Source organism: Pseudoalteromonas sp. SR41-4, assembly GCF_014163985.1.
Lineage (GTDB): Bacteria > Pseudomonadota > Gammaproteobacteria > Enterobacterales > Alteromonadaceae > Pseudoalteromonas > Pseudoalteromonas rhizosphaerae.
Genome location: NZ_JACJEI010000001.1, coordinates 128,528 through 142,877 on the forward strand (window position 1 = coordinate 128,528; position 14,350 = coordinate 142,877).

The 14,350-nt window shown below is 40.6% G+C and carries 10 protein-coding genes; 5 read left to right on the top strand and 5 right to left on the bottom strand.

Translation table 11 applies throughout. The features are described 5' to 3' along the window. Nucleotides 1-140: 140 nt before the first annotated feature. Nucleotides 141-2,030: a propionyl-CoA synthetase gene (locus H5180_RS00450; protein ID WP_182757434.1), complete on the top strand. Its 1,890-nt coding sequence runs from the start codon at nt 141-143 to the stop codon at nt 2,028-2,030. 119 nt (nt 2,031-2,149) lie between these two features. Continuing rightward, nucleotides 2,150-3,418, top strand: a complete 1,269-nt coding sequence (locus H5180_RS00455) for a mechanosensitive ion channel family protein (RefSeq protein ID WP_182757435.1) — start codon at nt 2,150-2,152, stop codon at nt 3,416-3,418. Between the two features lie 3 nt (nt 3,419-3,421). Here the strand turns inward: H5180_RS00455 and H5180_RS00460 are convergent, their stop codons facing one another. After that, nucleotides 3,422-4,306 (bottom strand): LysR family transcriptional regulator, encoded by an 885-nt coding sequence (locus H5180_RS00460; protein WP_182757436.1) that lies wholly within the window; start codon nt 4,304-4,306, stop codon nt 3,422-3,424. A gap of 110 nt (nt 4,307-4,416) precedes the next feature. Between H5180_RS00460 and H5180_RS00465 the strand changes: the two genes are divergently transcribed. Beyond that, the gene (locus tag H5180_RS00465; protein ID WP_182757437.1) at nt 4,417-5,559 is read left to right on the top strand and encodes an alkene reductase; all 1,143 of its coding nucleotides are present in this window, start codon (nt 4,417-4,419) and stop codon (nt 5,557-5,559) included. A gap of 85 nt (nt 5,560-5,644) precedes the next feature. Here the strand turns inward: H5180_RS00465 and H5180_RS00470 are convergent, their stop codons facing one another. Beyond that, nucleotides 5,645-6,172 (bottom strand): hypothetical protein, encoded by a 528-nt coding sequence (locus tag H5180_RS00470; protein ID WP_182757438.1) that lies wholly within the window; start codon nt 6,170-6,172, stop codon nt 5,645-5,647. Between the two features lie 324 nt (nt 6,173-6,496). Between H5180_RS00470 and H5180_RS00475 the strand changes: the two genes are divergently transcribed. Both H5180_RS00475 and katG read left to right on the top strand, forming a co-directional pair. Further along, complete coding sequence (locus H5180_RS00475; protein WP_182757439.1) at nt 6,497-7,837, top strand: L-cystine transporter; 1,341 nt, start codon at nt 6,497-6,499, stop codon at nt 7,835-7,837. A 315-nt stretch (nt 7,838-8,152) separates the two neighbouring features. Next, nucleotides 8,153-10,420 (top strand): catalase/peroxidase HPI, encoded by a 2,268-nt coding sequence (gene katG, locus H5180_RS00480; protein WP_182757440.1) that lies wholly within the window; start codon nt 8,153-8,155, stop codon nt 10,418-10,420. A gap of 147 nt (nt 10,421-10,567) precedes the next feature. On the opposite strand, the gene H5180_RS00485 is transcribed toward katG, so the two are convergent. From H5180_RS00485 to H5180_RS00495, 3 genes are all read right to left on the bottom strand, one after another. Then, nucleotides 10,568-10,765: a CPXCG motif-containing cysteine-rich protein gene (locus H5180_RS00485; protein WP_145234329.1), complete on the bottom strand. Its 198-nt coding sequence runs from the start codon at nt 10,763-10,765 to the stop codon at nt 10,568-10,570. Between the two features lie 536 nt (nt 10,766-11,301). Next, the gene (gene bla / locus H5180_RS00490) at nt 11,302-12,036 is read right to left on the bottom strand and encodes a subclass B1 metallo-beta-lactamase (RefSeq protein WP_182757441.1); all 735 of its coding nucleotides are present in this window, start codon (nt 12,034-12,036) and stop codon (nt 11,302-11,304) included. A gap of 678 nt (nt 12,037-12,714) precedes the next feature. Then, nucleotides 12,715-14,235 carry an aldehyde dehydrogenase family protein gene (locus H5180_RS00495; RefSeq protein ID WP_145234333.1) on the bottom strand — a complete coding sequence of 507 codons (1,521 nt, stop codon included), beginning with the start codon at nt 14,233-14,235 and terminating at the stop codon, nt 12,715-12,717. Nucleotides 14,236-14,350: the final 115 nt, after the last annotated feature.

The following is a 14,350-nucleotide window of genomic DNA, read 5'->3' on the forward strand; positions in this document are numbered from 1 at the left end:
GTTAGTTCGTTATAAACCATAGCGTTAGCTAAAAACCACACAATCCGTTCATTATTTAACCGACCATAGTCGAATATCACTCCTGATAAAAAGCGCTTAGTTTTAAATAAAGTTATATTAAATTTTGCTCAGGAGCCTTTATGTCAGGTGAATACAAACAACACTACAACGAGTTTAAACAAAACCCGGCAGCGTTTTGGTTATCGCAAAGTAAACGCCTACCTTGGTACCAGGCTCCCGAAACAGCTTACACACAAGATGAAAACGGTTTATATCACTGGTTTGCCGACGGCCAACTTAATAGCTGCTTTTTAGCGGTAGATCAGCATGTTATTGCCGGCCATGGTGATGAAACAGCGTTAATTTATGACTCACCCGTAACCAATACCGCGCGCAGCTACAGCTACTTTGAACTACAACAAGAGGTCGCTAAATTCGCAGGAGTAATGCAGTCTTTAGGCGTAATAAAAGGCGACCGCGTGGTTATTTATATGCCCATGATCCCCGAGGCCGTAATTGGTATGTTAGCCTGCGCCCGCATCGGCGCTATTCATTCGGTCGTATTTGGCGGGTTTGCAGCACATGAGCTTGCCGTAAGAATTGATGACGCCAAGCCTAAGTTAGTACTCAGTGCCTCTTGCGGTGTAGAAGTGAATACCGTAATTGAATACAAAGAGTTACTTGATAACGCGCTCGAATCAGCCTCTTATAAAGTAGAACATTGTATTATTTATCAGCGTGAACAAGTAACTGCACCACTTATGCCTGAGCGTGATATTGACTGGGCTGTTGCAATGCAAACAGCTACTGGTGTTGATCCTGTTCCGGTAAATGGCGATCACCCGCTTTATATTTTATACACGTCAGGCACAACGGGTACTCCCAAGGGAGTTGTTCGTGAAAATGGCGGCCATGCCGTTGCCATGCATTACAGCATGGAAACCGTATACGGAATGAAACCCGGTGACGTGTTTTGGGCCGCTTCGGATATTGGTTGGGTTGTAGGCCATTCGTACATAGTGTATGCCCCGCTTATGTACCGCTGTGCCACTATTTTATTTGAAGGTAAACCAGTTAGAACCCCAGATGCCAGTGCATTTTGGCGAGTGGTTGAACAGTATAAAGTAACGGCTTTATTTAGCGCACCGACAGCCTTTAGAGCGATAAAAAAAGAAGATCCCAATGCCGATGGGTTTAAACAATACGATACTTCAAGTCTGAAACGCTTGTTTTTAGCAGGCGAGCGCTTAGATCCCCCCACCTACGATTGGCTCAAAGAAAAAACAGGCCTACCTGTGCTTGATCATTGGTGGCAAACAGAAACTGGTTGGGCGATAGCCTGTAATCCTGTCGGCATTGAGCACCTACCTACAAAAGCAGGCAGTTCAACGGTTGCGACTCCTGGGTTTGACGTACGTATTTTAGATATGAATGGTGACGAATGCGCCCCCAATGAACAAGGTGCAGTCGTTATTAAACTGCCTTTACCGCCAGGATGTTTACCCACTATTTGGCAAAATACCGAACGCTTTAAAGCCGGTTATTTAAGTGAATATGAAGGCTATTATCTTTCTGGCGACGGCGGTTATATTGATGATGATGGCTACCTATTTATTATGGGCCGCACCGATGATGTGATTAATGTCGCGGGACATCGTTTATCAACCGGTGAAATGGAAGAAATTGTAGCCGCTCATCCCGCGGTTGCTGAGTGTGCCGTATTTGGTGTTAATGATGCGCTCAAGGGTCAAAACCCGATGGCCATGGTAGTATTAAAAAATGATTTTCATGGCTCGCATAAAGAAGTAGAGCAGCAATTGGTGCAAACCGTGCGTAATCAAATCGGCGCTATTGCGTGTCTTAAAAATATTATGTGTGTAGAGCGCTTACCAAAAACACGCTCAGGTAAAATTTTACGCAAAAACTTACGTCAACTTATTGATGGTGAAGAACTACAAATTCCATCAACCATTGACGATCCGAGTATTTTTGAGGAGTTAACTCTGCAACTTGCTGAAAATAAAATATAAATATTATTTTTAAAACGTCTATTTAAGCGCGGCTTAAATAGACTTTTCTCGCCCCATCTGCTTAACTAGATTTCATTAAATAGATGAAACTCACGCAAATAAATCTCTTGGGAATATAAATGACTGAAATACGATCGCAGCTGCGAGAATTTTTACTGCAATGGTTTAGTCTTTATTTTCCTGGGAGTGCGCATTTATGGTACAACATATTAGTACTGTGCTGGGTTGGCTTATTTGCGCTCATATTGCACCTCATCTTAAGGTCAGTTTCAAAACGACTACTTAAAGGCCGCTTTAGTGATAAAGTTGTTCAAACCGATACCCACACACCTGCCGACTTAGCGCTTAAATTAACACGTAATATTTCCTTTGTTTTACAAGGTGCTGTGGTTGTTATACAAGCAAGGTTCTGGGTTCCAGAAGGAACGGCTTTTTTACATATCATTGAGATGTTTACTGATCAGTGGATCATTTTATTTGCACTGCTCTCGCTGTTCTCTTTGCTCAATATTTTTCAAGCGATATCTGACAGGCAACCCATTGCAGCTCACTTTCCATTACGTGGTTTTTTACAAACAATTAAACTGATCGCCAGCGTATTAACCGGTATTTTAGCGATTTCATTATTAATGAATAAATCCCCGTTAATATTACTCAGTGGTTTAGGTGCGCTATCGGCTGTACTGCTACTGGTGTTTAAAGACGCTATTTTAGGGCTGGTGGCCGGTATTCAGCTTTCAGCAAACAATATGCTTGCGGTTGGTGATTGGTTAGAAATGCCCAAATACGGCGCAGATGGTGATGTGATTGATATAGCCTTGACCACAGTTAAAGTAAGAAATTGGGATAAAACCATTACCACTATTCCAACCTATGCGCTAATTTCTGACTCATTTAAAAACTGGCGCGGTATGTCAGAATCCGGTGGGCGGCGCATAAAACGGAGTATCCATATAGAAATGAGCAGTGTGCGCTTTTTAGATGAGCAAGAGATCACCGCGCTGAAAAAAGCAGATTTATTAAGTCACTACCTCGAAATTACCCTACCGGCTATTAACGAGCAAAATACCACGAAAAAAATAGATATGAGCTGTACGTTAAATGGTCGTCGGCTCACTAATGTTGGCACATTTCGTCATTATTTAGTCGCGCTATTAAAACAGCATCCACATATTCATCAGGGAATGACACTGATGGTAAGGCAGCTAGAGCCAACTAAAAATGGCTTACCCATTGAGATTTATGCATTTACCAATACAACTAATTGGGGTGAGTATGAAAATATTCAGTCAGATATATTTGACCATATATTAGCGATATTACCCGCCTTTTCGTTACGTGCCCATGAGGCACCAACAGGGAACGATATTCGTCAACTAATTAAATAATCACTAAATCCGTTTTAATTGCGCTATTAACCACTGGTGAATATCGCTGTTATTTGAACGTGGATGCCACGCTGCAATCACCTTAAATGGCGGTGGTAATAATTCAACTTCAAGCTGTTTCACTTTGGCGTTTGGCAGTAAACGCGATGGGTAAAAAGCAATTAAGTCAGTACTGCAAAGCAAATCGGGGACAAATGAAAAGCCAGGCACTGACATAACTATATTGCGCGCATAGCCCTTATCAGCAAACCATTGGTCGTGAGAGCCTCGTAAGTTAGCACGTGACGCTGAAACCACTAATTGAGGGTGTGCGGCCACTTCAGCAAGGCTCAACGTCGATGAAGAAAACACCGTGTTTTTCCCCGCAATACAAATATGTTGTTCTTCAAATAATGTGTCATAGATTAAGTTTGTAGGGATAAATTCAGGAAAACTAATTAATAAATCCAGCTCTCCTGCACTTATTAATTGATTAACATTATCAGAGGCAAAGTCACGAATAATCAGCTTTAATCCTGGCGCTTCGCGTCTTGTTATTTCTAATAATTGTGGCAAAAGAGCTGCTATAGCGTAATCAGTCGCACTTATTGTAAATACGCCCTTGTAGCTACTTGGGATAAATTGTTTAGGTATTAATAACGCTTCTACCTGAGTTAATATTTGATTAATGGGCTTCTCTAGTGCAATTGCTTTAGGTGTTGCAACCATTGTATTGCCTTGGCGAATAAAAAGCCGATCGTCAAATAAGTCACGCAATTTTCGCAGCTGCTCACTAATAGCCTGCTGGGTTAAGCCCATTTTGCGGGCCACATCCGACACATTTTTTAGTTTAAGTAATGCACTCAATATTCGTAATTGTTTTATATCAAGCCGAGATATACCATTCATAATTGTATCTTAAACAAAAAAGCATTGTTTCAAATTGTACCTTTTAATCCCTATGCTCACCAGCATTGTAATTGGCGCTAAACAGCATTATTAATTTAAAAGGTATTAAAATGAGTCAACCAAGTAAAAATATCGACAGTCTATTTTCATCAATCAATTTAGGCCCATACACACTTAAAAACCGTATTGTAATGCCGCCACTTACACGTTCACGTAGCACGGTTCCTGGCAATATCCCCAACGAGGTGATGGCCACATATTATGCACAGCGTGCTAGTGCTGGTTTTATGGTTACCGAAGGCACTCAAATTGAACCAAGAGGACAAGGGTATGCCTGGACACCGGGCATTCATTCTAATCAACAAATAGCTGGTTGGAAAAAAGTAACTGATGCAGTACATGCAGAAGGTGGAATTATTTTTGCTCAACTTTGGCATGTTGGCCGCGTTTCACACACCAGCTTACAGCCTAATGAAGCCAAACCTATTGCCCCCTCAGCTCTAATAGCTGATAGCGTTAAAGTCTTTATTGAAACAGGACCGGCTCAAGGCGCTTTAGCCAACCCAAGTGAACCACAAACTTTGACAACCGATGAAGTAAAAGAGCTTGTTGGCATGTATGCACAAGCTGCCCGTAATGCGCTAGAAGCGGGGTTTGATGGCGTAGAACTGCATTGTGCTAATGGGTATTTAGTAAATCAGTTTATTTCTGAGCACACCAATAAACGAGATGATGAATACGGCGGATCTCTTACTAATCGCCTGCGCTTTTTAAAAGAAATTGTCGCGGCAGTAAGTGACGTAGTAGGCCCTGAGCGCTTAGGGGTTAGATTTGCGCCCTTATTTAGCAGTACTGATGAAACCCGTGTTTATTTAGGGTTAGTAGAATCAGACCCACATCATACCTACATTGAAGCGATTAAAGTACTTGAACAAGCCGGTATTGCTTACCTTTCAATTGCAGAAGCTGATTGGGACAATGCTCCTGATTTACCAGAGCTATTTTATCAAGCAGCTAGAGCTGAATTTTCTGGGCGTATTATTTACGCTGGTAAGTACACTGTTGAAAAAGCGGTGGCGATGTTAGCTAAGGGCTACGGTGATTTATTTGCTTTTGGTCGCCCTTTTATCGCAAACCCTGATTTACCAGCGCGCATAAAAAATCAATGGCCATTAAATGAAGCCGATGCAGCCACCATGTATGGCGGCACTGAGCAAGGTTACAGTGACTATCCTTGCTACAAAAATGATTGATAAAAATAACGGAGTAAGAGGCAACTTAAGTTAATAATAAATGACCCAAACATGCAGCCCATGTTTGGGTCATTACAGGGTATTACTACTTTTTATCTATCACCATTTTTAGTTCATTTAATGCAGCAACCGAAAAACCCCGATCATAAAAGTAAATAATCTTACCGCTACCATCAATTAATACGATGCGGCTATTATTCGGATTTTCGTTACCAGTGAACGCTTGTACTGCATCACCATCTTTGTAAATAGTGATCACCCCGCCCCACAGTTCTTTAGGAATGCCTTTTCTCATACCGCTATCAATAAAAGTACTAAACATACGCGGCACCATGCCTTGAATTGTGGGTAACTCATAAGCGGTGACGTTTATGCCACTCATATCCAAGCCAATAAGCCAGCGATCAATATCAAATTGACTATCTTGTTTATACCCAATTAACAGTAATGTCTGTGCGTTGTTAAAGTCTGTAGGGATAGTAAATTGCTGTTGCTCCAAGCTTTCACCACTGATAGTTGGAAACTGTTTACCGACTAAGTTCTGATTTGGGTATTGACTCGAACACCCACTTAAAAAAATAAAAAACATTAAACCAACAACTGATCGCAACATCTCTGTTCTCACTATTAATTAATAAACGATTAGGAAAAATTCTTTTGAATACAAATTTTTGATACGAATAAACACGCTATTAAGATCTAAATAACAACCAAAGAAGTCCATTCATACTGTTTTTTATCATTACTTAATTTAGCATTTATTATTAGCACCTTTAAATAGAAGCTTAACGGTTATATTTGTGTGCAATAGTATTTTTTATACTCAAATATTATTAGCACATATCAATTTGTTCTATAGCATATCAAAAGTGTATTTTCGTAACCCGATACAAAACGCTAAAGTGCCGCGCTTATTCACAGCTTTAAAGAGGATGCTATGTCGCTTGCTGTTTTATTAATGCTGGCATTATTTGTCGGTTTACTGTTTGCGATTTATCTTTTTTCGCAAAAAAGTAAAACCTTATCTCGCACTGTTTTATTTGGCTTAGTTGTTGGTAGTGCTTTTGGTTTAGCCTTACAATTTTTATTTTCCCACTCCCCAGAGTCTATTAATGACGTTTTAAGTTGGGTAAGTGTTGTTGGTAAAGGCTATGTTGGGCTATTAAAAATGATCATCATGCCATTGGTATTGGTGTTTATGATTGCCGCCGTGGTGAAACTAGAAAACCAAGGCTCTTTGGGCAAAATATCGTTCATTAGTATTGCTGTTTTACTCTTTACTACGGCAATTGCAGCCTTAATTGGTATTGCCGTAACCTATGGCTTTAATTTAAGTATTGAAGGCTTAGTTTCGGGAACCCGTGAGGCAGCAAAAATGAGCACGCTAGAGGGTAAAGCAGCTAATTTAGCTGATTTAAGTGTGCCACAAATGCTATTGAGCTTTATTCCAGAAAATCCATTTGCTGATTTAAGTAACCAACGCTCAACCTCTATAATTGCCGTCGTTATTTTTGGTGTCCTTGTGGGGATTGCCGCACGCAAGGTGATGCTTGAACGTAGCGAACTAGCAGATCCAATTCGCAACGGTGTTAACGCCTTACAAGCCATAGTAATGAACTTAGTAAGAATGGTGATAGCGCTAACGCCTTATGGCGTCGCAGGGTTAATGGCAAGCGTTGTGGCAAACTCAAGTAGCAATGATATTGTTAATTTACTGGCGTTTATTGTGGCTTCCTATGTCGCTATATTATTAATGTTTATTGCTCATGGTTTATTACTTAGCCTAGTTGGTGTGAACCCTAAGAGTTACTTTGAAAAAATTTGGCCAGTACTGACCTTTGCATTTAGCTCGCGTAGTTCAGCAGCCTCTATTCCTATGAATGTGGATGTACAAATTAACCAGCTAAAAGTGCCGCCTGCTATAGCTAACTTATCGGCTTCTTTTGGCGCCACTATTGGCCAAAATGGCTGTGCCGGTATTTACCCAGCCATGCTGGCAATGATGGTAGCGCCCAGTGTAGGAATTGATCCGCTGACATTCGAATTTATTTTACCGTTAATTGGCATTGTTGTTATAAGCTCTTTTGGTATTGCCGGAGTAGGTGGTGGCGCAACGTTTGCTGCATTGGTTGTATTACCAACCATGGGCTTACCGGTTGAGATAGTCGCGTTACTGATCTCAATCGAGCCATTAATAGACATGGCACGCACCGCATTAAACGTATCAGGGTCAATGACCTCAGGTGTTATAACGAGTAAATTAATTAAAGTGCACTAGATTTTTTGTAGTCGCCCAGCTTTGGCTGGGCTTTTTTATCTGTATTACTCTCTCCGTCTTAAGTAAAAACAATCCATTTATCTAATCACTACAACAAAATCAATCACATTTATAGATTGTAGTAATCGCTTTATTTCGCACACACATTTCAGCCCGATGCTATATTCTTTTCATTGCTTTGTTATTCAGGCTTGATTAAGCCTCACTTGAGCAAACAAATTTACAACTCAATAATTTTTAAAGCGATTGAGATCTCTGTTTAAAGTAGTAATACGCTTTGTATAACGAAATTCGTTAACTTTAAGGAAGCTGACAATGAAAAACCGTTCATTCAATAAAAAAGCGCTTGTTGGATTTATAAGTATGGCACTTATATCTGGCACCGCTGTTAGCCAAGAAAAACCACAAATGTCAAAGCCACAAGGTGCTGTTGGCATGGGTGAAGCTAAAATGGGCGCAACCAGAACAAACCAGTTTTGGTGGCCAGATCAACTTAACCTTTCACCTCTGCGTGATCATGATGAACGCTCAAACCCTTACGGTGCCGACTTTAATTATGCCAAGGCATTTAATAGCCTAGATTTAGACACAGTAAAAAGTGATATTGATGCCCTACTAACACAATCTCAAGATTGGTGGCCGGCGGATTTTGGTAACTATGGGCCATTTTTTATCCGTATGACATGGCACAGCGCAGGTACTTACCGTACGCTTGATGGCCGCGGCGGTGCTGGTGGCGGTCAACAACGTTTTGAACCACTCAACAGCTGGCCAGACAACGTAAGCCTAGATAAAGCGCGTCGCCTACTTTGGCCTATTAAACAAAAATACGGAGAAGCACTTTCATGGTCAGACTTAATCGTATTAGCCGGTAACGTTGCTCTAGAAAACATGGGATTTGAAACCTATGGTTTTGCCGGCGGCCGAACTGACGACTGGGAACCAGACATGGTTTACTGGGGTCCAGAAGTAGAAATGCTTGCCAGCGACCGTGAAGATGACAGCGGCAAATTAGAACGCCCATTGGGTGCAACTCACATGGGTTTAATTTACGTAAATCCTGAAGGCCCAAAAGGCGTACCTGATCCAATCGGTTCAGCTAAAAATATTCGTGTGGCGTTTTCTCGCATGGCCATGAACGACGAGGAAACTCTTGCACTTATCGCAGGTGGCCACACCTTTGGTAAAATGCATGGTGCGCACAAACCTAAAGATTGTGTGGGTGCAGAGCCCGCAGCAGCAGGCATTGAAGAACAAGGGTTAGGCTGGAAAAACAAATGTGGTAAAGGCCACTCTGAAGATACCGTATCAAGTGGTTTAGAAGGCGCATGGACACAAGCTCCTACTCGCTGGTCATCACTGTACCTTAGCAATCTACTTAACTTTGAGTGGAAACAAACTCGCAGCCCAGCGGGTGCCATTCAGTGGATCCCAACGGATGAATCGTTACATAACGTTGTACCTGACGCTCATATTAAAGGTAAGTTTAACGCACCAGTAATGACCACGGCCGACTTAGCGTTAAAATTTGATCCTGAATACCGCAAAATTGCTGAACGCTTTTTAAACGACCCTAAAGAGTATCAACTAGCATTTGCTAAAGCATGGTACAAATTGACTCACCGAGATATGGGGCCACCACGTAACTTCTTAGGTAAAGAAGTTCCTAAAGAAGACTTAATTTGGCAAGATCCTATTTCAGCAGAGACTCAATCAAACATTGATGCTGGCGCAGTAAAAGAGCTTAAAGCCAGCATTTTAGATTCAGGTCTTAGCGTATCAGAGCTAGTACGTGTTGCATGGGCATCTGCTGCAAGCTACCGTCATTCCGATATGCGCGGTGGTGCCAACGGTGCACGCATTGCGCTTGCTCCACAAAAGGATTGGGCGGTAAATAATCCGGCCGAAACTGCAAAAGTACTTAAAGTATTAAAAGCGATTCAAGCCGACTTTAATGATAGTTTCTTTAGTAAAAGCCAAGTATCACTGGCCGACCTGATTGTGTTAGCTGGTAATGCAGCGATTGAAAAAGCAGCGAAAGATGCAGGCTACACAGTAGACGTACCTTTTAATGCTGGCCGTGGCGATGCTACGCAAGCTCAAACTGACGTTAATGCATTTAGTTTATTAGAGCTGCCTGCCGATGGCTTTAGAAACTACTTTGATGCTGAACAAAGCTACAAATCGCCAACTGAAATGCTAATAGATAAAGCAGATCAACTTGATCTAACAGTGCCTGAAATGACGGTATTAGTAGGCGGATTACGCGCATTAAATGCTAACTATCAAGGTACTGATTATGGTGTATTTACTGATAAACCAGGGACATTAAACAATGATTACTTTGTAAATCTACTTGATATGTCTACGGTATGGAAAAAATCGGCTACCCCAGGTATTTACCAAGGCTTTGACCGTAAATCTGGAGAACAAAAATGGAATGCCACCTCTATTGACCTTATTTTTGGCTCAAATTCAGAGCTTCGCGCGGTCGCTGAAGTATATGCATTCGATACCTCTAAGCAAAAATTTGTTGAAGATTTTATTGCGGCATGGACTAAAGTAATGAACTTAGACCGTTAATAACCATTAAGTAATGCAACCATAGCGCTGCAATTAATTGCAGCGCTTTTTATGTTGGTTAGTCATACTCTTTTATATATTACTGCATTGCTTTGCAGCTAAACATACTGCCCAAACCTTGCTGAGTGTAAGTGCCTATAAAGATAGTCAATAAGCTTCGTCATCACTAAAAACCGTCACTGAAAGCTCTTCATCTATATTTTCAAAAACCAAAAAATTAATAGGCTTACAACAGACTTGGCAGTCCTCAATATATTGTTGATCAACATCTGCCGGATCGAGCAGCACGTCAATATTCTCACCACAATAAGGACATGCTATCGTTTTTTCAGTTAATTGATTCATTGCTATAACCTCACATATTACTTGCTATATCCATTATCATTAGACATATAGTATCAAGGTGCATTTCTTTGTGCAGGCTCTTTGTTGAATTTCTTTGCTGGAGCAATCAGCATACTATATTCACTGCTAGCTGCCCCATCACCTCACCTGATTAAAGGTTTGGTAACAATAATCCAACCAAAGTGCTTAGCCTACCTTAGGTAATAAAATGATTGCTCATTTTATTACCTAAGCAAAGTTTAAACCTCCAGCAACCTGGTCATCTTCATTTACAGCAATTTTCGATAATTTGATAATCTTTAATTTCTACTTTTTTGCTAAATTATTTAGTAGTTTTATAAGTTGATAGCTCTAAACGTAGTTTAGTATTTTTTAGATGACAGTAAGAGGTTGGTTTTGGTGGCTTTAAAAAAGTTAACCAATGAGTTTAGGAGGCGTAAGATTAGTTCCTATAAAGGATAATCCTACGTTCTCCCCACATAAAAGGCGCTCTATCAGAGCTTGACGAGATCTTTTATGTGATTATTAGTGTATATTTATTGCGCAGACTCACTTAAAAGCATTAATGTGTTTGAAATTAATGAAAAATCACCTAGCTCACCATGACCTGGGACTACTATCTGTGCAGAGTTATACTCCTGGCTAATATGTTTCATTCCCTGAAGCCATGAACCAATATCACTATGTGCAGTATTGCCTAAAGAGGTTGCTCCTTTAGCGCGAACGGCACAACCACCAAACAGAATTTTTTCTTGTGGTAACCAAATCATCAAGTTGTCCATTGCATGACCTGGACCTGGGTAAATAACATCAATTTTTCCTAAACTAACCATGCTTCCAGGTGAAATAATTGCTTCTAAAGATTGATCTGGTACTGGCAAGCCATACTCAGTAGCAAATTTTTGCGTTAGAGGATGCGAATAAACTGGAATTCCTTTTGATTTTAAAGCATCCGTACCCGCAATCCGATCACCATGAGCTTGAGTTACTATTGATGTTTTAATCGGTAGTTTAATCTTCGTTCTAATTTGCTCCATGAGTTCTAACGTAGCAAGCTCTCCCCAAGCAGTATCCACTAAAACAACGCCTTCCCCATCTTGAACTATTAATCCACTTGAAGGAAATTTTACTCCATTTGGGTATGTATAATATGAGGTATGAACCCACACTCCTGAAGCGATCTTTTTTATTTCAACATCAGCACTTGCAAACGCCGACATTGAGATCGTAGAAAATAAAATTATTAAAGTTAGATGTATGATTCTTCTCATACTTTTCCTCAGCTGTTTAAAAAATAGTAAAATAATCGCACATAGTACTGCCGATAACATACTTACACTCAAAGTGTTTTAACAAACAACTTAATTCATTGCTATATTAGACTCATTAAATTTAAGGGGTTGGGTAAAACGAAAAAGCAACAGGCATAAATATCTTTGCCTAAGACAGTGCATATCTAGCCTCACAAAACTTAGGACATTAAAAGATGTTTGCATAAATATATTCAAATTCATCATCTTTTTCATAAAATACGACATCCCAAAGGGATCCTTTTGCTCCGCCTCGCTTTTTGCAAACTCAATATTTTTGCGCATATAAGAGCTCAAAATATCTAAATGACTTCAAGGAATTTGGATTTAATTTTTAGCAGCTTAGATTGCACTCCAGCCTCTATAAAAACCTAACGAGCCTGAAGAATAATTCGTTTTTAATTTATTTTTTATTGATGTACTAACCACAGTCGAATTCCTATTTTGATTCAATCGGTTACTTCTATTTCACGAAAAATATAAAAAGAGGACTTGGTGTTGTTTTAATTGGCATTTTGGAAGGTATTACAGGTGTTTGAGGATATAAAGCGCAGTGCTTTAGAAAAGTAAAAAAGCGCTGCAACAATACAGCGCTTTCATTACTCATAAAAATTATTTGTTTAAGCTTAACCGCTTTATTTAAAAGAAGCCGAGCGGATCTTCGCTGTAGCTTACTAATAAATTTTTAGTTTGTTGGTAATGGTCAAGCGCAAGCTTGTGGGTTTCGCGGCCGATGCCTGATTTTTTATAACCACCAAACGCAGCGTGTGCAGGATACATATGGTAACAGTTGGTCCATACACGGCCTGCTTCTATTTTGCGGCCAAAGTGATAAGCACGGTTCATGTTGCGGCTCCATACCCCTGCGCCTAGACCAAATTCAGAGCTATTAGCCAGTTCGAGTGCTTCGGCTTCGTCTTTAAAGGTCGACATTGAAATCACCGGGCCAAAAATTTCTTCTTGGAATACCCGCATATCGTTAGTGCCTTTTAACAGCGTTGGCTGAATGTAATAACCGCCATTTAGCTCATCTGTTAGTTGCTCTACATTGCCGCCAGTAAGTACTTGTGCGCCTTCTTTTTTGCCAATTTCAATATAGCTGAGAATCTTATCAAACTGTGCTTTAGACGCTTGTGCGCCTACCATGGTTTCACTATCAAGCGGGTTACCGCGTTTAATTTTTAATGTGCGCTCTAAAATACGCTCAATAAACTGCTCGTAAATATCTTCTTGAATAAATAGTCGCGATGGGCAAGTACACACTTCACCTTGGTTAAAGTACGCAAGTACTGCGCCTTCAATGGCTTTACTTAGGAAGGAATCGTCTTTTTCCATTACATCGTTAAAGAAAATATTCGGTGATTTACCACCGAGCTCAACCGTTGATGGAATAATGTTATCAGCGGCACATTTTAAAATGTGTGAGCCAACAGGAGTTGAGCCGGTAAAAGCAATTTTAGCTATACGCGTGCTGGTTGCCAGCGCTTCGCCCGCTTCTTTACCGTAGCCATTTACTACATTAAGCACGCCTGCAGGCAATAAATCACCAATAATTTCCATCAACACTAAAATAGATACTGGTGTTTGTTCAGCCGGTTTGAGTATCACACAGTTACCTGCGGCAAGCGCTGGTGCGAGTTTCCATGCGGCCATTAGAATTGGGAAGTTCCACGGAATGATTTGTCCAACAACGCCCAGTGGCTCATGAAAATGATACGCGACTGTGGTTTCGTCTATCTCGCCAATACTGCCCTCTTGGGCGCGAATACAACCGGCAAAATAACGAAAATGATCTGCCGCCAGTGGGATATCTGCCGCCAATGTTTCGCGAATGGCTTTACCGTTATCCCACGTTTCGGCAACTGCAAGAAGCTCAAGGTTTTGCTCTATCCGATCAGCTATTTTTAATAATATATTACTACGAGCCGTTACTGAAGTTGTACCCCAAGCAGCTTTTGCAGCGTGGGCTTTATCAAGGGCAAGTTCAATATCCGCTTTATCAGAGCGTGGTACTTTACAAAATACTTTACCATTAACGGGGCTAATATTATCAAAGTACTGACCATTTACAGGCTCGACCCACTGTCCGCCAATGTAATTACCGTACTGGGATTTAAAGTTAATAAGTGCGCCGTCGCTGCCAGGATTTGCATAGATCATTGTGTGTGTCCTTTATTCAAAATGTTGCTTTTTAAATTTAATCAAATTGACTAAGTTTGACGGGAGATTGTTGTTTATTTATCCGTCACCTGTTGACATTAGCTTATAAGAAGCA